Here is a 20,097-nt window from a genome sequence, read left to right as displayed (position 1 = left end):
AGGGCATTTGAAGGGACAGCATGTCGATCAAGGCGAGCATCTACCATCTCACCCATTACAAATACGACAAGCCCATCCGCTTAGGCCCCCAGATCATCCGCCTCAAGCCGGCAGCCCACTCCCGCACCAAGGTACTCAGTCACTCGCTGAAGGTGACGCCCGAAAATCACTTCGTGAACCTGCAGCAGGACCCCTACGGCAACTATCTCGCCCGTTTCGTCTTTCCCGACCCGGTGACCGAGTTCAAGATCGAGGTCGATCTGGTCGCCGATATGACGGTCTACAACCCCTTCGACTTCTTCGTCGAGGAAGAGGCAACCAAATGGCCATTCAAATATCCTGAAGACCTGATCGACGACCTGTCGATCTACATGATCCCCGAACCGCCAGGCCCGGCACTCGTCGACTATCTCAAGCATTTCGATATGTCGCCGGATCAGCCGACCGTCGACATGATCGTCGGCATCAATGCGAGGCTGCAGCAGGCCATCAGCTATGTCATCCGCATGGAGCCCGGCGTCCAGACACCGGAGGAAACGCTGACGGCAGCACTTGGCTCGTGTCGCGATACCAGTTGGTTGCTTGTCCAGATCCTCAGGAATCTCGGTTTCGCCACCCGTTTCGTCTCCGGTTATCTGATCCAGCTGACCCCCGACCTGAAGGCGCTTGACGGTCCGTCCGGGACGGAGGTGGACTTTACCGACCTCCACGCCTGGTGCGAAGTCTATCTTCCCGGCGCCGGCTGGGTCGGTCTCGATCCGACCTCGGGCCTTCTGACCGGCGAAAGCCACATCCCGCTTGCTGCAACGCCGCATTTCCGCAATGCCGCGCCGATCTCCGGCGGTTATTTCGGTGAGGCCGAGACCTCGTTCGATTTCGACATGACGGTCACTCGTGTCGCCGAGCATCCGCGCATCACCAAACCGTTTTCCGATGAAAGCTGGGACGCGCTCAACGATCTCGGCAAGGATGTCGACCGTGTGCTCGATGCGCAGGACGTGCGCCTGACGATGGGCGGCGAGCCGACCTTCGTGTCGATCGATGACTTTGAATCGGAGGAATGGAACACCGCGGCCGTCGGCCCGACCAAGCGCGACAAGGCCGACATCCTGATCCGGCGCCTGCGTGAGAAATTCGCACCCGGTGGCTTCCTCCATTATGGCCAGGGCAAATGGTATCCGGGCGAAAGTCTGCCGCGCTGGACCTTTTCGCTCTACTGGAGAAAAGACGGCAAGCCGATCTGGAAGAACCCCGATCTGATTGCCGCCGAAGGCAAGGATACCGAAGTGACGGCGAAAGACGCCGAAGCGCTGATCGTCGGCATCGCCGCACAACTCGATATCAAAAGCGAGATGGTCATCCCGGCCTATGAGGATCCGGCCGCCTGGATCATCAAGGAAGGCAACCTTCCCGAAAATGTCGATCCGTCCAATTCCAAGCTGGAAAGCCCCGAGGAACGCGCCCGGATCGCGAAGGTGTTCGAACGCGGACTGACAACGCCCACGGGTTACATTCTGCCGGTCCAGGCATGGAACGCCAAGGCCGCCCGACCGCGCTGGGTCAGCGAGCGCTGGCGCACCCGGCGCGGCAAGATCTTCCTGATCCCTGGCGACAGTCCGATCGGCTTTAGAATGCCGCTCGGAACACTGCCCTATGTTCCGCCATCGCGATATCCCTACATCCACGAGGCCGACCCATCGATCCCGCGCGAACCGCTGCCGGATTACGGCGTTCCCGGCCGGCCGATGGCGGCGGCCTCGCGCAAGCTGGACGATCTCCATCAGGATCGCAACGAGCAGAATATCGGAGACATTCCGGGCGATATCCGCGGTGCCGTGCGCACCGCCATGAGCGTCGAGCCCCGTGATGGCCGGCTGTGCGTCTTCATGCCTCCCGTCGAGCGCATCGAGGATTATCTCGACCTCATTTCCGCGGCTGAAGATGCCGCCGAGAAACTCGGCCTTCCCATCCACATTGAGGGTTATTCGCCGCCGCAGGACGAACGTATCAATGTCATGCGTGTCGCACCCGATCCCGGCGTGATCGAGGTCAACGTCCAGCCGGCCTCCAACTGGGCCGAATGCGTTTCGATCACCACCACCGTCTACGAGGAAGCGCGACAGACCCGCCTCGGCGCCGACAAATTCATGATCGACGGCCGTCATACGGGAACTGGCGGCGGCAACCATGTGGTGGTCGGCAGCACCAATCCGAACAACAGCCCGTTCCTGCGCCGCCCCGATCTTTTGAAAAGCCTGATCCTTCATTGGCAGCGGCATCCGTCGCTTTCATATCTGTTCTCCGGCATGTTCATCGGCCCGACCAGCCAGGCTCCGCGTGTAGACGAAGCCCGTCACGACACGCTCTACGAGCTGGAAATCGCCATGGCGCAGGTGCCACCGCCGGGCATGGTGCAGCCGCCCCTGCCCTGGCTGGTCGATCGCCTTTTCCGCAATCTGTTGACCGACGTTTCCGGCAACACCCACCGATCCGAAATCTGCATCGACAAGCTGTTTTCACCGGATGGGCCGACCGGGCGCCTCGGGCTGGTCGAGTTCCGCGGTTTCGAAATGCCGCCGAATGCGCGCATGTCGCTTGCCCAGCAGCTTCTGGTGCGGGCGCTGATCGCAAGGTTCTGGAAAGTCCCGGCACAGGGCAGGTTCGTCCGCTGGGGCACGGCGCTTGCCGATCGTTTCATGCTGTCCCATTACATCTGGGCCGATTTCCTCGACGTGCTGCAGGACCTGCGCGAAAACGGCTTCGATTTCCGGCCGGAATGGTTCGAGGCGCAGCTCGAATTCCGCTTCCCCTTCTGCGGCGAGGTCGAATACGAGGGCTGCAAGCTGGAACTGCGCCAGGCGCTGGAACCCTGGCACGTGATGGGTGAGGAAGGTGCGCCCGGCGGCACCGTGCGTTACGTCGACTCGTCGGTGGAGCGGATGGAGGTGCGGCTGGAAACCGCCAATCCGGAACGCTACAAGGTTGCCTGCAACGGTCGCGCCTTGCCCTTGAAGCAGACCAGCCGGTCAGACGTCTCGGTCGCCGGCGTCCGTTTTAAAGCATGGCAGCCGGCGTCTGGCCTGCACCCGGTCCTGCCGGTTAACACACCACTTACATTCGACATCTATGATACATGGTCGGGCCGTTCGATTGGCGGCTGCAGATATCATGTTGCGCATCCCGGCGGCCGCAATTATGAGACCTTCCCGGTGAACGGCAACGAGGCGGAAGCGCGGCGTCTGGCGCGATTCGAGCCTTGGGGGCATACGGCAGGATATTATCCCCTGATGCCGGAGACCCCATCGTCCGAATTCCCCCTGACGCTCGATCTTCGACGCCCGCACGGAGTGTAAGTCAGATTGAGCAAGGTACCCGCCAGCGAACGTCGCATCGAAGAGGAGATCGCCAACGATCCTATCCTCGGTTATGCCGCGTTGCCCGGCGTGGCCGACGAGATGCTGGACGCCCGCGGCGAGATCAAGCCGGTCTGGCAGAACCTCATCTCGCATCTCAGCCGACTGTCGGAAGGTGACCTTCACGAGCGGTTTGCCCGCGCCGACCGTTACCTCCGCGACGCCGGTGTCTTCTATCGCACCTATGGCGGACCGGGCGCCGGTGGCACCGGCGAGCGCAACTGGCCGCTCTCCCATATCCCGGTTCTGATCGACGAAAACGAGTGGGAAGGCATCTCCCGCGGATTGAAGCAGCGTGCCGATCTCCTGGAAGCGATGCTCGCCGACATCTACGGCGAAAATCGTCTTGTCGAGGAAGGGTTCATCCCGCCCCAGCTGATCGCCGCCAACCCGGAATTCCTCCGGCCGCTGGTCGGCGTCAAACCGGTCGGCGGCCACTATCTGCATTTCTGTTCCTTCGAGATCGGCCGTGGACCCGACGGTGACTGGTGGGTGCTTTCCGATCGCACCCAGGCACCGTCAGGTGCCGGTTTCGCACTGGAAAACCGCGTCGCCACCACACGCTCCTTTTCCGACATCTACGGCGAGACCCACGTTCATCGCCTCGCCTCCTTCTTCGGTGCCTTCCGCGATGCGCTGCAGTCCTGCAAGCAGTATCCGGACGACCGGATCGCCGTTCTGTCGCCGGGGCCTGCCAACGAAACCTATTTCGAACACGCCTATATCGCCCGTTATCTAGGCTTCATGCTGCTCGAAGGCGAAGACCTGACGGTAGTCAACAACCGCGTCATGGTCCGCACCGTCGCGGGCCTGAAGCCGATCGGCGTGCTCTGGCGCCGTCTCGATGCATCCTATTCCGATCCCCTGGAGCTCGATCAGGACTCGCATATCGGTACGCCGGGCATGGTTCAGGCGCTGCGATCGGGATCACTGACGCTGGTCAACGCACTCGGTTCCGGCATACTCGAAACCCGTGCGCTCTTGGCTTTTGCACCCACTGTCTGTCGTCATCTGCTCGGCGAAGATCCGATCATGCCATCGATCGCCACCTGGTGGTGCGGCCAGCAATCCGAGCGGGAGCATGTGGCAGAAAATATCGAGCGCATGGTCATCGGCCCGGCCTATTCCCGCCTGCCCTTCTTTGACGACAACGGCCAGTCGGTGCTCGGCTCGTCGCTGCGCAAGACCGCCCGCGAGACGATCGGTGACTGGCTGGAGACCGAGGGCTCCAAGCTCGTCGGCCAGGAGGTCGTGACGCTTTCAACAACGCCGGCCTGGGTGAACGGTAAGCTGACCCCGCGGCCGATGTCGCTGCGCGTCTTTGCTGCCCGCACCGAAAACGGTTGGGAGATCATGCCCGGTGGGTTTGCCCGTATCGGCTCCGGAGACGACGTGGCGGCGATTGCCATGCAGTCGGGTGGTGCAGCGGCCGACGTCTGGATCGTTTCCAACAAACCGGTATCGAAATCGACGCTGCTGCCGCCGGAAGAAAGCTTCACCCGCAACATGCCGGGTTCGCTGCCGAGCCGCGCCGCCGACAATCTCTACTGGCTTGGCCGCTATATCGAGCGGGCCGAAGGCGCGTTGCGCATTCTCCGCGCCTGGCATCTGCGTTACGCGGAATCGGCCAATCCGGATGCGCCGCTTCTGGCCGATGTTTCGCGCTACCTGAAATCGATAGACATGGACATGGCCAAGGCCGTGCCCGAGCCGCTGCTCGACAATATCAACAGCGCCATCTATTCCGCCAGCAACATTCGCGACCGTTTTTCTCCGGATGGGTGGCTGGCGCTGACCGACCTTGCCAAGACCGCCAAGCGGTTTCATGAGGCGGCCCAGCCGGGCGACGACGCAGCCCATGCGATGACCATCCTTCTGCGCAAGCTTGCGGGCTTCGCCGGTCTTGTCCATGAAAACATGTACCGCTTCACCGGCTGGCGTTTCCTGTCGATCGGACGCCATCTGGAACGCGGACTTCACCTGACCCGACTGCTCGCCCACATGTCTGGCCCGGACGCGCCGGACGGTGCGCTCGACATGCTTTTGGAAATCGGCGACAGCGTCATGACCCATCGCCGCCGCTACAACGTCAATACCGCCCGCCTGACGGTCAACGACCTGCTGGCACTGGATCCGCTCAACCCGCGCTCGATCCTGTTCCAGTTGAACGAAATCAGGACCGAGGTGGAAAGATTGCCCAACGCCTTCGTCAACGGCCAGATGTCACCCTTCTATCGCGAGGCGATGCGTCTGCATTCCGGTCTTGCCGTGATGACGCCCGAGACGATGAGCGAGGAAGTCTATCGCCGGCTGGAAACGGATCTGGAGAACCTCTCCGATCTTCTCGGCCGCACCTATTTCAGCTGAGCGACAAAGGGAGGAACGACGGGAATGCTCTACGACCTCTCTCTCCGCATGGGGTATGCCTATGACGTGCCCGCCTCAGGCGCACGCCATGTCATCCGCGTCCTGCCATTGTCGCTGCCCGACCGCCAACGGTTGATTGCCGGATCGGTCACCGTGTCTCCGACCGTCGACGAAAAGACCAGCTTCATCGATTTTTTTGGTCAGCAGGCGACCTCCGTTTTTGTTCGAGCCCCCCATGAGCGGCTGGATATCCGCATGCAGGCCCGCGTCATGGTCGAGGCCCCGACGCTGACCGCCGACCTCTCGCCGACACTCGATGCGCTGCGCCGCGAGCTGATCGAGATCTGGTCCGTCGCCCCCGCCTCTCCTCATCACCTGACCGGCGCCAGCCCTCGCCTGCCGGAGGAACTGTCGATCGCCGCCTATGCCCGCGAGGCGGTCAAGCCGGGACAGACCGTGCGCGAGATTGCGACGGCACTCTGCAGCCGTATCCACAAGGAATTCAAATACGATCCGGAAGCGACCACGGTCGACACCACCCCGAAAGAGGCTTTCAAGCTGAAGCGCGGCGTCTGCCAGGATTTCTCTCACGTGATGATCGTGGCGCTGAGAAGCCTCGGCATTCCTGCGGGTTATGTCTCCGGTTTCCTGCGCACCCTGCCGCCGCCGGGTAAGGAACGGCTGGAGGGCGCCGATGCCATGCATGCCTGGGTGCGCGTCTGGTGCGGCGATGCGCTCGGTTATCTGGAATTCGACCCGACCAACGACATCCTCGCCGGCAGTGATCACATCGTCGTCGGTTTCGGCCGCGACTATTCCGACGTGGCACCGGTGATCGGCGTGCTCAAAGGTTACGGAAATCAGAAGGCCGACCAGGCAGTCGACGTGATTCCGGTCAAATAGACCCGTTTTGGCGCTGATTTCATCAACTCGCTAAAATGCGAATATTTTCCTTAAGCCGTTATGCAGGGCTGTTGGCGCAAAAGTCCATCAGGGCGCTCGAACAGATCGAACGCGACCAGGGACGGCAAGCACGATGACCATCTTGAAGCGTTTTGCGGACGACCGCAGCGGCAATTTCGGCATGATAACGGCGATCCTGCTGCCTGTAATCTTGGGCGCAGCCGGCATCGCCGTGGACGTTTCTAACGCCATACAGGTCAAGTCCAACCTCCAAGGCGTCGCCGACTCGGCCGCACTGGCAGCTGCATCAGCCATGGCTCAGCAGGACTACACGACATCCCAGGCAGAAGACATGGCGAAGGACTATCTCGTCGCCCAGATCATCGCCGATGGCATCGGCGATGCCACCACGACAGATGACAAGACAGCCATCGAAAAGCAGGTTCGCGCGTCAACGACCGCGACGGCAACTGAAACCACCACCGGCACGAACAAGACCTACTCGGTCAAGCTCGACAGCGTCTACGTACTGAACCTCAATCCGATTACCGGCCTGATCGCCGGCAAGACGATGAATATCGCTCTAAACGCGACGGCCGTGACAGGCACCGACGGTGCAGCCACGCGCACAGGCATGTCCATGTATCTGGCACTCGACCGCTCCGGCTCGATGTCCTTTGCCACCACAACCAAGGACACCAGCCAGACGAGCTGCGTAAACTATAACGCCGACAACTGGTGGCAGAAGGACTACGGGCCGAACAGCCCCTATTATCTGAAACCGACGAGCCCATGCTATGTCCGCAAGATCGATGCGTTGAAGACCGCGGCAACCGCGCTTTTCACAGCGCTCAAAAAGGCCGACACCTCGCTCACGACTTCCAGCTCCACCTCGACGCTGGTCCGAACCGGGGCGGATTCCTATACCGACGATACACAGACCGAATCCGCGATAGCCTGGGGCTATTCGTCCGCCGCCACCTACATCAAGAACCTGCCGAGCGTCCCAACCGGCGGCACCGACGCCAATGGCGCCATGCAGAACGCCTTCAACGCACTGAAGCAGGCCAACACGACCGAGGCGACCGCACACAAGTCGAAGAACAACACCACCTTCAATCGCTTCATCGTGCTGATGACCGATGGCGAAATGACCGGCAACAGCTCCTCCTGGAATTCGTCCCTCGACAAGTCGGTTCGCACCAAATGCGACACTGCCAAGAACGATGGGGTCAAGATTTTCACAGTCGCCTTCATGGCGCCTGACAAGGGCAAGTCGCTGCTGAGTTATTGCGCCACCTCGAGCGATTATTACTACAGCCCCGACGACATGAGCTCACTGGTCGCAGCCTTCGGCGATATCGCCGACAAGGCAGCCAAGAAGACCGTCCGCCTGACCAACTGAGCCCGGTCTTTTCAAGCAAAGCCCCGCCCTCGCGGGGCTTTTTGCGTTACGCGTTAAAAGCAGACGGTTACTTGTCGGCAACCATCTTTAAATCCTCCGTTGCAAGGCGTTCACAACGGTGCATAAGTGTCCCGGTAAGCTTGTGCCATATCGACTGAATCGGACGTCCTCCACCCGCTCAACCGAGAACAATTGGCGACCATATGAACAACACAACTCCTCCCGTCGAAATTCCCTATCCGGCTCCGCGCAGCTCCCGCCCAGAAATCATGGCGGAAGAGATCATCGAGCGCCTGACCTACCGCATCGGCAAGGATGCCAAGGTGGCCAAGCCTCATGACTGGCTGACGGCGACGATCCTCGTCGTCCGCGACCGCATCATCGACCGGTGGATGGAAAGTACCCGCAAGGCCTACCGGACCGGGCAGAAGCGCGTTTATTATCTATCGTTGGAATTCCTGATCGGCCGCCTGATGCGCGACGCCGTCAGCAACCTCGGCCTGATGGCAGAGATCCGCGATGCACTGACATCCTTGGGCGTCGATGTCTCGGTCATCGCAGGCCTGGAGCCAGATGCCGCACTCGGCAATGGCGGCCTCGGCCGTCTCGCAGCCTGCTTCATGGAGAGCATGGCAACCGTCGACATCCCGGCCTATGGTTATGGCATCCGTTATGTCCACGGCCTGTTCCGCCAGCAGATGGCCGACGGCTGGCAGGTGGAATTGCCGGAAACCTGGCTTGCCCACGGCAACCCCTGGGAATTCGAACGCCGCGAAAGCTCGTACGAGATCGGTTTCGGCGGTTCGGTCGAGACCGTTGGCGGTTACGAGGATATGCCGCGTTACGTCTGGAAACCGGCCGAACGTGTCATCGCCATGGCCTATGACACGCCGATCGTCGGCTGGCGTGGCCACCGGGTCAACACGCTGCGTCTCTGGTCGGCCCAGCCGATCGATCCGATCCTGCTCGACGCATTCAACGCCGGCGACCATATCGGTGCGCTTCGCGAAAGCAACAAGGCGGAAAGCCTGACCCGCGTTCTCTACCCGGCAGACGCCAATCCGGCCGGCCAGGAACTGCGCCTGCGTCAGGAATTCTTCTTCTCGTCGGCCTCCCTGCAGGACATCCTGCGCCGTCACCTGCAGCAATATCCGGATTTCACCAACCTACACGAAAAGGTCGCGATCCAGCTGAACGACACCCACCCGGCCGTGTCGATCGGTGAATTGATGCGCCTGCTCGTCGATATCCACGGCATGGATTTCGATCTGTCCTGGGAAATCGTCCGCCAGACCTTCTCCTATACCAATCACACGCTTCTTCCCGAAGCGCTGGAAACCTGGCCGGTGCCGCTCTTCGAGCGTCTTCTGCCGCGCCACATGCAGATCGTCTATGCGATCAACACAAAGATCCTGATGGAGGCCCGCAAGGAGAAACGCTTCTCCGATACCCAGGTCCGCGCCATATCGCTGATCGACGAGGGCGGCGAGCGCCGCTTGCGCATGGGCAACCTTGCTTTCGTCGGCTCCCATTCGGTAAACGGCGTCTCGGCACTGCATACCGACCTGATGAAGGTGACGGTATTTGCCGACCTGCACACGCTCTATCCGACCCGCATCAACAACAAGACCAACGGCATCACTCCGCGTCGCTGGCTGATGCAGTGTAACCCGGGCCTCACCTCCCTCATCCGCGACGCGATCGGCGACAAGTTCCTCGACGATACCGAAGCGCTGGTCGAACTCGACAAGTTTGCCGACGATGCCAGCTTCCAGGAAAAATTCGCCGCGGTGAAGCGGGCAAACAAGGTGACGCTTGCAAACCTCGTCGGCAGCCGCATGGGCATCAGGCTCGATCCCTCGGCGCTGTTCGACATCCAGATCAAGCGCATCCACGAATACAAGCGCCAGCTTTTGAACATCATCGAAGCCGTCGCGCTCTACGACCAGATCCGCTCGCATCCCGAGCTGGACTGGGTACCGCGGGTCAAGCTTTTCGCCGGCAAGGCGGCGCCGAGCTATCACAATGCCAAGCTGATCATCAAGCTGGCCAACGATGTCGCCCGTGTCATCAACAACGACCCATCGGTCCGCGGCCTGCTGAAGGTCGTCTTCGTGCCGAACTACAACGTCTCGTTGGCGGAAACCATCGTTCCGGCCGCCGACCTGTCGGAACAGATCTCGACCGCCGGCATGGAAGCATCCGGCACCGGCAACATGAAATTCGGCCTGAACGGCGCACTCACCATCGGCACGCTCGATGGCGCCAATGTCGAGATGCTCGAGCATGTCGGTGAGGAAAATATCGTCATCTTCGGGCTGACGGCCGACGAAGTGGCGAAGGTGCGTGCGGAAGGCCACAATCCACGCGCCGTCATCGAGCAGTCGCCTGAACTTTCCCAGGCTCTGAACGCAATTGCCTCGGGCGTCTTCTCGCCGGACGACCGGTCGCGGTTCCAGGAACTGATCGACGGCATCTACAATCACGACTGGTTCATGGTCGCCGCCGACTTCGATGCCTATGCTGCGGCACAGCGCACGGTTGACCAAATCTGGACAGACCCTAAATCCTGGTATTCAAAGACAATTCGCAATACCGCCCGGATGGGCTGGTTCTCTTCGGACCGCACGATCCGCCAGTACGCGTCGGAAATCTGGAGAGCTTGATGACAAAATCGCCGACTGCGCTCGATGACGGGAGAGCTCCTGGAGAAATCCCGTTATCCGAGATCGAGGCGATACTGGCAGGCCGCCACAGCAACCCTTTCGCCGTGCTTGGGCTCCACAAGCTCGGCGATACATTCCGCATCCGCTGTTTCATACCCGGTGCGGAAGAGGTGACGGCGCTGACCTTGAACGGCAGCGAACTCGGCGACCTGACCCGTCGCCACGAAGCGGGTTATTTCGAAGGCCTGGTGAACATCACACAGCTGCAGCCGGTGCGTTATCGCGCCCGCCGCGGCGATGTCGAATGGGCGGTGACCGATCCTTATTCCTTCGGCCCGGTGCTTGGTCCGATGGACGACTATTTCGTCAAGGAGGGTTCGCATTTAAGGCTGTTTGACAGGCTGGGGGCCCATCCGATCAAGCATGAAGGTGTTGACGGGTTCCACTTCGCCGTCTGGGCACCGAATGCCAAGCGTGTCTCGGTCGTTGGCGAGTTCAACAACTGGGACGGCCGCCGGCATGTCATGCGGCTGCGCCAGGACACCGGTATATGGGAAATCTTTGCACCCGACATTCCGGCCGGCTCGCCCTACAAATTCGAAATCATTGGCAAGGACGGAAAACTCGAGCCTCTGAAAGCCGACCCTTTTGCCCGTCGCGCCGAACTGCGGCCAAAGACCGCCTCGGTAACGGCGCTGGAACTTGCACAGGTCTGGGACGACGACGCCCACCGTGCCCATTGGCAAAAGGCCGACCACCGACGCCAGCCGATCACCATTTACGAGGTCCATGCCGGCTCCTGGCAAAAAAATGACGACGGCACATTCCTCTCATGGGACGAGCTCGCCTCGCGCCTCATCCCCTATTGCGTCGACATGGGCTTCACCCATATCGAATTCCTGCCGATCACCGAACATCCCTACGATCCGTCCTGGGGTTACCAGACGACCGGCCTCTACGCCCCGTCGGCCCGTTTCGGCGAACCGGAGGGTTTTGCTCGTTTCGTCAACGGCTGCCACAAGGTCGGTATCGGCGTCATCCTCGACTGGGTGCCGGCGCATTTCCCGACCGACGCCCACGGGCTGCGCAATTTCGACGGGACCGCGCTCTACGAACATGCCGATCCACGTCAGGGTTATCATCCGGACTGGAACACCGCGATCTACAATTTCGGTCGCGTCGAAGTCCTGTCTTACCTGATCAACAATGCCCTCTATTGGGCGGAAAAATTCCATCTCGACGGACTGCGCGTCGATGCAGTCGCCTCGATGCTTTATCTCGACTATTCGCGCCGCGAGGGCGAATGGATCCCCAACGAATATGGCGGCCGCGAAAATCTCGAATCCGTCCGCTTCCTGCAGAAGTTGAATTCGCTCTCCTACGGCGCCCATCCCGGCATGATGACGATCGCCGAAGAAAGCACGTCCTGGCCGAAAGTCTCGGCACCGGTGCATGAGGGCGGGCTCGGTTTCGGCTTCAAGTGGAACATGGGCTTCATGCACGACACGCTGAGCTACCTCGCCCGCGAGCCCGTGCACCGCAAGCATCACCACAATGCCATCACCTTCGGCCTGGTTTATGCCTTTGCCGAAAACTTCGTCCTGCCGCTCAGCCATGACGAGGTCGTCCACGGCAAGGGATCGCTGATCGCCAAGATGGCCGGCGACGACTGGCAGAAATTTGCCAATCTTCGCGCCTATTACGGCTTCATGTGGGGGTATCCGGGCAAGAAACTGCTGTTCATGGGCCAGGAATTCGCCCAATGGAGCGAGTGGAGCGAAAGCCGCTCGCTCGACTGGGATCTCCTGACCTATCACCCGCATGAAGGCATGCGCCGCCTCGTCCGCGACCTCAATTTCTGCTATCGTTCCAAACCCGCGCTGCATGCGCGCGATTGCGAGGGCGAAGGGTTCCGCTGGCTGGTGGTGGACGATGCCGACAATTCCGTCTTTGCCTGGCTACGCATGGCGCCGGGCGAAAAGCCGGTTGCCGTGATCACCAATTTCACCCCCGTCTACCGCGAAAACTATCGCGTGCCCCTGCCGACGGCCGGAAGGTGGCGGGAGATACTCAATACCGACGCAGAAATCTACGGCGGCAGCGGCAAGGGCAATGGCGGCAAGGTGCAGGCCGTGGATGCGGGAGGAAGCATCTACGCCGACGTCACATTGCCGCCGCTGGCAACGATCATGCTCGAACTGGAAAACATTGCATAAGGGAGGGAACAATGAACGACAAACGCATCCAGCCCCTGTCGCGCGACGCCATGGCCTATGTTCTGGCCGGTGGGCGCGGCAGCCGCCTGAAGGAACTGACCGACCGACGTGCCAAGCCGGCTGTCTATTTCGGCGGCAAGGCTCGTATCATCGATTTCGCCCTTTCAAATGCCCTCAACTCGGGCATTCGCCGTATCGGTGTCGCCACCCAGTACAAGGCGCATTCGCTGATCCGCCACATGCAGCGCGGCTGGAATTTCTTCCGGCCGGAGCGCAACGAAAGCTTCGATATCCTGCCGGCATCCCAGCGTGTGTCGGAAACCCAATGGTATGAAGGCACCGCCGACGCGGTTTATCAGAATATCGATATCATCGAGGGTTATGCCACCGAATACATGGTCATCCTCGCCGGCGACCACGTCTACAAGATGGACTACGAGTTCATGCTGCAGCAGCATGTCAATTCCGGTGCCGACGTCACGGTCGGCTGCCTGGAAGTGCCGCGCATGGAAGCAACCGGTTTCGGTGTCATGCATGTCAACGAGAAGGACGAGATCATCGATTTCGTCGAAAAGCCGGCCGATCCGCCCGGCATTCCCGGCAATCCGGATTTCGCTTTGGCCTCGATGGGGATCTATGTCTTCCACACCAAATTCCTGATCGACGCGCTCCGCCGTGATGCGGCAACACTCGGATCAAGCCGCGACTTCGGTAAGGATATCATTCCCTATATCGTCGAGCATGGTAAGGCCGTCGCCCACCGTTTCGCCGATAGCTGCGTCCGTTCAGACTACGAGCATGAGCCCTACTGGCGTGACGCCGGCACGATCGACGCCTACTGGCAGGCCAATATCGATCTGACCGAAATCGTTCCGGGCCTCGACCTTTACGACAAGTCCTGGCCGATATGGAGCTATGCGGAGCTTACCGCGCCGGCGAAATTCGTCCATGACGACGAGAACCGCCGCGGCTCGGCAACCTCATCCGTCATATCCGGCGACTGCATCATCTCCGGATCATCCTTGAACCGCAGCCTTCTGTTCACCGGCGTGCGCGCCAATTCCTACTCCCGTCTCGAAGGCGCCGTCGTGCTGCCCAATGTACGGATCGGTCGGCGCGCCCAGTTGAAGGATGTGGTGATCGATCATGGCGTCACCATTCCCGAAGGACTGGTCGTCGGCGAGGAGCCCGAACTGGATGCCAAGCGCTTCCGCCGGACGGAAAGCGGCATCTGCCTGATCACCCAGAAGATGATCGACAAGTTGGATTTGTGATGCAGGTCCTTTCGGTCGCTTCAGAAGTCTATCCTCTGGTGAAGACGGGCGGGTTGGCCGACGTGGCCGGCGCGCTGCCGATCGCCCTTGCCAAACAGGGCATCGCGGTGAAGACCCTGATGCCGGGTTATCCGGCCGTGATGCGGATCGCCGAAGGCGCCACCCTGCGCCGCACCTTTCCCGATCTGCTCGGCACCGAGGCCCGCATCCTCGAAATCGAACACAAGGGCCTCGACCTTTTGATCCTCGATTGCCCCGAACTTTTCGATCGGCAGGGCGGTCCCTATCTCGATGTGACCGGCAAGGACTATGAAGACAACTGGCGCCGCTTCGCAGCCTTGTCCAAGGCCGGCGCCATCATTGCGCAGCAAGGCCTGACGGACGAAACCGACGCCTGGCGACCCGACCTTGTTCACGTCCATGACTGGCAGGCGGCGATGTTGCCCGCCTACATGCGCTATGCGGCAGAACCCGAAGTGCCGAGCGTCATCACCATCCACAATATCGCCTTCCAGGGCGTGTTCGACGCCGACATCTTTCCTGCACTGGAGCTGCCGCCGCACGCCTTCTCGATCGACGGCATCGAATATTACGGCAGGGTCTCCTTTCTGAAGGCCGGGCTGCAGGCAAGCTGGGAGATCTCGACGGTCAGCCCCTCCTATGCGGAGGAAATCCTCAGCCCGGAATTCGGCATGGGCCTGGAAGGCCTGCTCCACAGCCGATCCGAAGACCTCACGGGGATCGTCAACGGCATTGATACCGACGTCTGGAATCCCGAGACGGACCCTCTCCTTGTCGGCACTTACTCGACATCCAGCCTGAAGGCGCGGGCGCAAAACAAGCAGCTGGTTGCGGAACGGTTTGCACTTGATGCCGGCGATGATCCGCTTTTCTGCGTCGTCTCCCGGCTGACCGAACAGAAGGGTATGGATCTTCTTGCCGAAACGCTGGACGATCTCGTCACCCATGGCGCAAGGCTCGCGGTCCTCGGCTCCGGCGACAAGGTGCTCGAAGAGGCATTCCATGCCGCAGCGCTGCGCCATCCCGGCCGCATCGGCATTATCGCCGCCTATGACGAACCGCTCTCCCATCTCATGCAGGCCGGTTGTGATGCGATCATCATCCCGTCGCGCTTCGAACCCTGCGGCCTCACCCAGCTTTATGGCCTGCGCTACGGCTGCGTGCCGATCGTCGCGCGCACCGGTGGCCTGAACGACACGGTGATTGATGCAAGCCATGCGGGGCTTGCGGCTGGGGCTGCAACCGGCATTTCCTTCGGGCCGCTGACCACCGACAATCTTGCCCGTGCGCTTCGCCGCGCCATCCGGCTTTATCAGGATGAGAAGGTCTGGACTGTGATCCAGAAGCAGGGCATGAAATCGGATGTTTCGTGGAACCGCAGCGCAGCCCTTTACGCCGCGCTCTTTTCCGAGATCCTTGCAAGAAAAGGTATTTGAGTATGATCAAGACCGTCGCAACGACCCCCTACCAGGATCAGAAGCCTGGCACGTCCGGCCTGCGCAAGAAGGTTCCGGTCTTCGCCCAGCCGAATTATGCGGAAAATTTCATTCAATCCATTTTCGACAGCCTCGAAGGCTTTGAAGGCAAGACGCTGGTGATTGGCGGCGACGGTCGTTATTACAACCGCGAAGTCATCCAGAAGGCGATCAAGATGGCCGCCGCTGCCGGCTTCGGCAAGGTCATGGTCGGCCAGGGCGGCATTCTGTCGACGCCCGCCGCCTCCAACGTCATCCGCAAATACCATGCTTTCGGCGGCATCATTCTTTCGGCCAGCCACAATCCCGGCGGCCCGACCGAAGACTTCGGCATCAAGTACAATATCGGCAATGGCGGCCCGGCACCGGAAAAGATCACCGACGCCATCTACGCCCGTTCGAAGAGCATTGACACTTACAAGATAGCCGATGTCGCCGATATCGACCTCGACAAGGTCTGCACCCTCAAGCTCGCCGGCATGACCGTCGAAGTGATCGATCCGGTCACAGATTATGCCGACCTGATGGAACAGCTTTTCGATTTCGGCGCCATCCGCGCCCTGATCGCCAGCGGCGTCCGCGTTGTGATCGACTCGATGGGCGCCGTCACCGGCCCCTATGCCAGGGAAATCCTGGAGGAACGCCTCGGCGCGCCGGAAGGCTCGGTCCGCAACGCCACGCCACTGCCGGATTTCGGCGGTCATCACCCGGACCCGAACCTTGTCCATGCCAAGGAACTGTATGACGATGTAATGAGCAAGGACGGCCCGCATTTCGGCGCCGCCTCCGATGGCGACGGCGATCGCAACATGATCGTCGGCAAAGGCATGTTCGTCACCCCGTCCGACAGCCTGGCGATCATTGCCGCCAATGCCAAGCTTGCGCCCGGTTACACCCAGGGCATTGCCGGCATTGCCCGCTCCATGCCGACCAGCGCTGCCGCCGACCGCGTGGCTGAAAAGCTGAAAGTCGGGATGTATGAAACACCGACCGGATGGAAGTTCTTCGGCAACCTGCTCGACGCCGGCAAGGCGACGATCTGCGGCGAAGAAAGTTTTGGCACCGGCTCCGACCATGTGCGTGAAAAGGACGGCCTTTGGGCGGTGCTCTTCTGGCTGAACATCATGGCCGGCCGCAACGAAAGCGTCGCCGAGATCGTCAAAAGCCACTGGGCCGAATATGGCCGCAACTACTATTCGCGCCACGACTACGAAGAAGTGGATTCGGATGCCGCCAACGGCATGATGACCGCGCTGCGCGAAAAACTTGGGTCCCTGCCCGGCCAGACATTTGGTGCCCTCAAGGTCGCAGCCGCCGATGACTTCGCCTATCACGATCCGGTCGATGGTTCGGTGTCGAAGAACCAGGGCATCCGCGTTCTCTTCGAGGGCGGTTCCCGCGTCGTCTTCCGCCTGTCGGGCACCGGCACCTCGGGCGCCACGATCCGCGTTTATGTCGAGCGTTACGAGCCGGATGCGGCCAAGCACGGCATCGACACCCAGGAAGCATTGGCCGACCTGATTGCTGTCGCAGACGAGATTTCCGATCTGAAAAAGCGTTCGGGCCGCGATGCGCCGACGGTGATTACCTAAGGTGATTGCGGGTGGAAAAAGTCCCCTCCCCACAAGGGGGAGGGCTTAACCCGGACGATCCGTCGAACCTCAATTGATGCAAGCGAGCGCCGCACCTTTTCTCCCTCCTTGTGGGGGAGATGGCCGGCAGGCCAGAGGGGGACTTTATTCAAGCCAGCACTATATCATTCCAGAGTAAAAAATCGCCGACCAGACACAGCGGAGCACCTCGCCTAATGACAAAAGCCTCCCCGCTCGGCGCAACCCTCACCCCGACCGGCGTCGATTTCGCCGTCTGGTCCTCGTCTGCCGAAAAGATCGAACTCTGCCTGTTCGACGCCGAGGGTTCGACGCAGACCGCCCGCCACGAAATGCAGCGCGGTGACGACCATATCCATCGTGTCTCGGTCAAAGGCATCATCGCCGGCCAGCGTTACGGATATCGGGCCACCGGTCATTACGATCCCGACCAGGGCCTATGGTTCGATCCGTCCAAGCTGCTGGTCGATCCTTACGCCAAGGAGCTCGATCGTCCCTTCCAGCATGACCGCGACCTCTCCATCTACGCCGTCGATACCGCCGAGATCGTGCCCAAGGCGATTGTGACGGCAGATGTCGCAGCGAAAATTGCACCTCCCCTTCTGCCCGCCGGCGGCCTCGTCTACGAAGTTGCGGTCAAGCCCTTCACCATCCTCCATCCCGACATTCCGGAAGAGATCCGCGGCACGGTTGCAGCGCTTGCCCATCCCGCCATCATCGCCCATCTGCAACAGATCGGTGTCGATGCGATCGAGCTGATGCCGATCACAGCCTGGATCGACGAACGCCACCTGCCGCCGCTCGATCTCACCAATGGCTGGGGTTACAATCCGGTCGCCCTCATGGCGCTCGATCCCCGCCTCTGCCCCGGCGGCATGCAGGAATTGCGCGACACGGTCGCGAAACTGCACGAGGCCGGCATCGGCACCATCCTCGACCTCGTCTTCAACCATTCCGGCGAGAGCGACCGTTACGGCGCCACCCTCTCCATGCGCGGCCTCGACAATCTTTCCTATTACCGCCATCTGCCGAATGATCCGGGCCAACTGATCAACGATACCGGCACCGGCAACACGATCGCCGCCGATCATCCGATGGTCCGGCAACTGATCATAGATACGCTGCGCCATTTCGTTTTGTCGGCCGGCGTCGATGGCTTCCGCTTCGACCTCGCACCGATTGTCGGCCGCACGGCAGACGGTTTCGATCCGAGCAGCGCCACGCTGACAGCCATGCTCTCCGATGAGGTGCTGAAAGATCGTGTCTTCATCGCCGAACCCTGGGATGTCGGCCCCGGCGGCTATCAGCTCGGCAATTTCCCGGCCCCCTTTCTCGAGTGGAACGACCGCGCCCGTGATGACATGCGCCGTTACTGGCGCGGAGATCAGTGGATGACCGGCGCGCTTGCCACCCGCCTTGCCGGATCGTCCGACGTCTTCGAGAAATCCGGCCAGACCCGCAGCGTCAATTTCCTTGCCGCTCATGACGGCTTCACCCTGTTCGATCTCGTCTCGCACGAACACAAGCACAACGATGCCAATGGCGAGGACAATCGCGACGGCCATAACGAGAACTATTCCTGGAACAATGGCGCCGAAGGCCAGGCGGCCAGCCCCGCGATCGAGGAACACCGTCGTCGCGACATCCGTGCCCTTCTCTCGACGCTCTTTGCCAGCCGCGGCACGATCATGCTGACCATGGGCGACGAAGCCGGCCGCTCGCAACGCGGCAACAACAACGCCTATTGCCAGGACAACGAAATCACCTGGATGAATTGGGAAGAGCCGGATACGGAGCTCGTTCGGCATGTCGGTTTCCTGTCTGCGATGCGCCGGCGCTTTTCGGTGTTTTCCGAAACCGCGTTCTTTACTGGCGACAGGGATGTTGAGTGGCTCGCGCCGACCGGCCTGCCGATGCAGGTTTCTGACTGGGAAAGCCCCGAGGGCCGTCTGGTGGGCATGATCCTTGCGACCTGCGACTTTTCGACCAATCGGCAAACACGCCTCGCAATCCTTTTCAATCGCGGCCACGAAGATACTGATTTTGTTTTGATCGGCGGCGGTTGGCAGGAATTATCAAGCGGTAAACCTTGGAATGGAAACCTCCCCGCACGCAGCGTCGCCTTCTGTCTGGAAGCGTGATACGCCAAGGCTGGGCGGATGGTTTGGTGACGATGGCGGTGTCTTGAATGCGTGAAATTTCATTGGTCGACGTGCCGGGGCTGGTGGGACAGGAACTCGGCATATCCGACTGGATTACCGTCGATCAGACGATGATCGACCTGTTTGCCGATGCCACCCTCGATCATCAGTTCATCCACGTCGATCCGCAGCGCGCCGCGACGGAAAGCCCGTTTGGCGGCACCATCGCCCATGGTTTTCTGACGCTGTCGCTTCTCTCGTCGATGAACTTCGGCACCATGCCCAAAATCCGCGAACAGACGATGGGCATCAACTACGGCTTCGACCGGGTTCGTTTCATGTCTCCCGTCAAGTCAGGCACGCGGGTCCGCGGCCATTTCACCCTTGCAGATTGCCGGTTCCGCGGCGCGAGCATGTTGATGACCACTTATGATGTGTCGGTGGAGATCGAAAACGAGAAAAAGCCGGCATTGACCGCCACCTGGACCACCATCGTCCAGTTTGATCCCAAGGATCGCCCCGAAGGGGTTTGAGCAACGGGGAATCGGCTGATAAGCTCCGGCATTGCCGCCCGCATCCAATACTTTCAGATGTCTATCGAAGGTT

The 20,097-nt window shown here is 60.8% G+C and carries 11 protein-coding genes; all 11 read left to right on the top strand.

Annotation, left to right across the window (positions count from 1 at the left end; all coding sequences use genetic code 11):
* Window positions 1-20: 20 nt before the first annotated feature.
* Complete coding sequence (locus AC2GXZ_RS02025; protein ID WP_483757454.1) at window positions 21-3,353, top strand: transglutaminase family protein; 3,333 nt, start codon at window positions 21-23, stop codon at window positions 3,351-3,353.
* Window positions 3,354-3,359: 6 nt separating this feature from the next.
* Window positions 3,360-5,780, top strand: coding sequence for a circularly permuted type 2 ATP-grasp protein (locus AC2GXZ_RS02020; RefSeq protein ID WP_483757453.1), 2,421 nt, complete (start codon window positions 3,360-3,362; stop codon window positions 5,778-5,780).
* A gap of 24 nt (window positions 5,781-5,804) precedes the next feature.
* Window positions 5,805-6,683, top strand: a complete 879-nt coding sequence (locus AC2GXZ_RS02015) for a transglutaminase family protein (protein ID WP_483757452.1) — start codon at window positions 5,805-5,807, stop codon at window positions 6,681-6,683.
* Window positions 6,684-6,816: 133 nt separating this feature from the next.
* The gene (locus tag AC2GXZ_RS02010; protein ID WP_483757451.1) at window positions 6,817-8,088 is read left to right on the top strand and encodes a TadE/TadG family type IV pilus assembly protein; all 1,272 of its coding nucleotides are present in this window, start codon (window positions 6,817-6,819) and stop codon (window positions 8,086-8,088) included.
* A gap of 203 nt (window positions 8,089-8,291) precedes the next feature.
* Complete coding sequence (locus tag AC2GXZ_RS02005) at window positions 8,292-10,754, top strand: glycogen/starch/alpha-glucan phosphorylase (protein WP_483757450.1); 2,463 nt, start codon at window positions 8,292-8,294, stop codon at window positions 10,752-10,754.
* Entirely contained in the window at window positions 10,754-12,970 is a 2,217-nt protein-coding gene (glgB, locus tag AC2GXZ_RS02000) for a 1,4-alpha-glucan branching protein GlgB (RefSeq protein ID WP_483757449.1), read from the top strand. Before AC2GXZ_RS02005 ends, glgB begins: the two co-directional genes overlap by 1 nt.
* A gap of 11 nt (window positions 12,971-12,981) precedes the next feature.
* Entirely contained in the window at window positions 12,982-14,244 is a 1,263-nt protein-coding gene (gene glgC, locus AC2GXZ_RS01995; protein WP_483757448.1) for a glucose-1-phosphate adenylyltransferase, read from the top strand.
* Entirely contained in the window at window positions 14,244-15,701 is a 1,458-nt protein-coding gene (glgA, locus tag AC2GXZ_RS01990) for a glycogen synthase GlgA (protein ID WP_483757447.1), read from the top strand. The genes glgC and glgA overlap by 1 nt, the downstream gene beginning before the upstream one ends.
* Before the next feature lie 2 nt (window positions 15,702-15,703).
* Window positions 15,704-17,332 (top strand): alpha-D-glucose phosphate-specific phosphoglucomutase, encoded by a 1,629-nt coding sequence (locus AC2GXZ_RS01985; RefSeq protein WP_483757446.1) that lies wholly within the window; start codon window positions 15,704-15,706, stop codon window positions 17,330-17,332.
* A gap of 215 nt (window positions 17,333-17,547) precedes the next feature.
* Window positions 17,548-19,491, top strand: coding sequence for a glycogen debranching protein GlgX (gene glgX, locus AC2GXZ_RS01980; RefSeq protein ID WP_483757445.1), 1,944 nt, complete (start codon window positions 17,548-17,550; stop codon window positions 19,489-19,491).
* Between the two features lie 47 nt (window positions 19,492-19,538).
* Window positions 19,539-20,024 (top strand): MaoC family dehydratase, encoded by a 486-nt coding sequence (locus AC2GXZ_RS01975; RefSeq protein WP_483757444.1) that lies wholly within the window; start codon window positions 19,539-19,541, stop codon window positions 20,022-20,024.
* Window positions 20,025-20,097 lie beyond the last annotated feature (73 nt).

The sequence above is a fragment of the Aliirhizobium sp. YIM B11859 genome (assembly GCF_057163345.1).
Note: the sequence above shows the minus strand (reverse complement) of the source record. Positions and strands in the feature narration are given on the sequence as shown.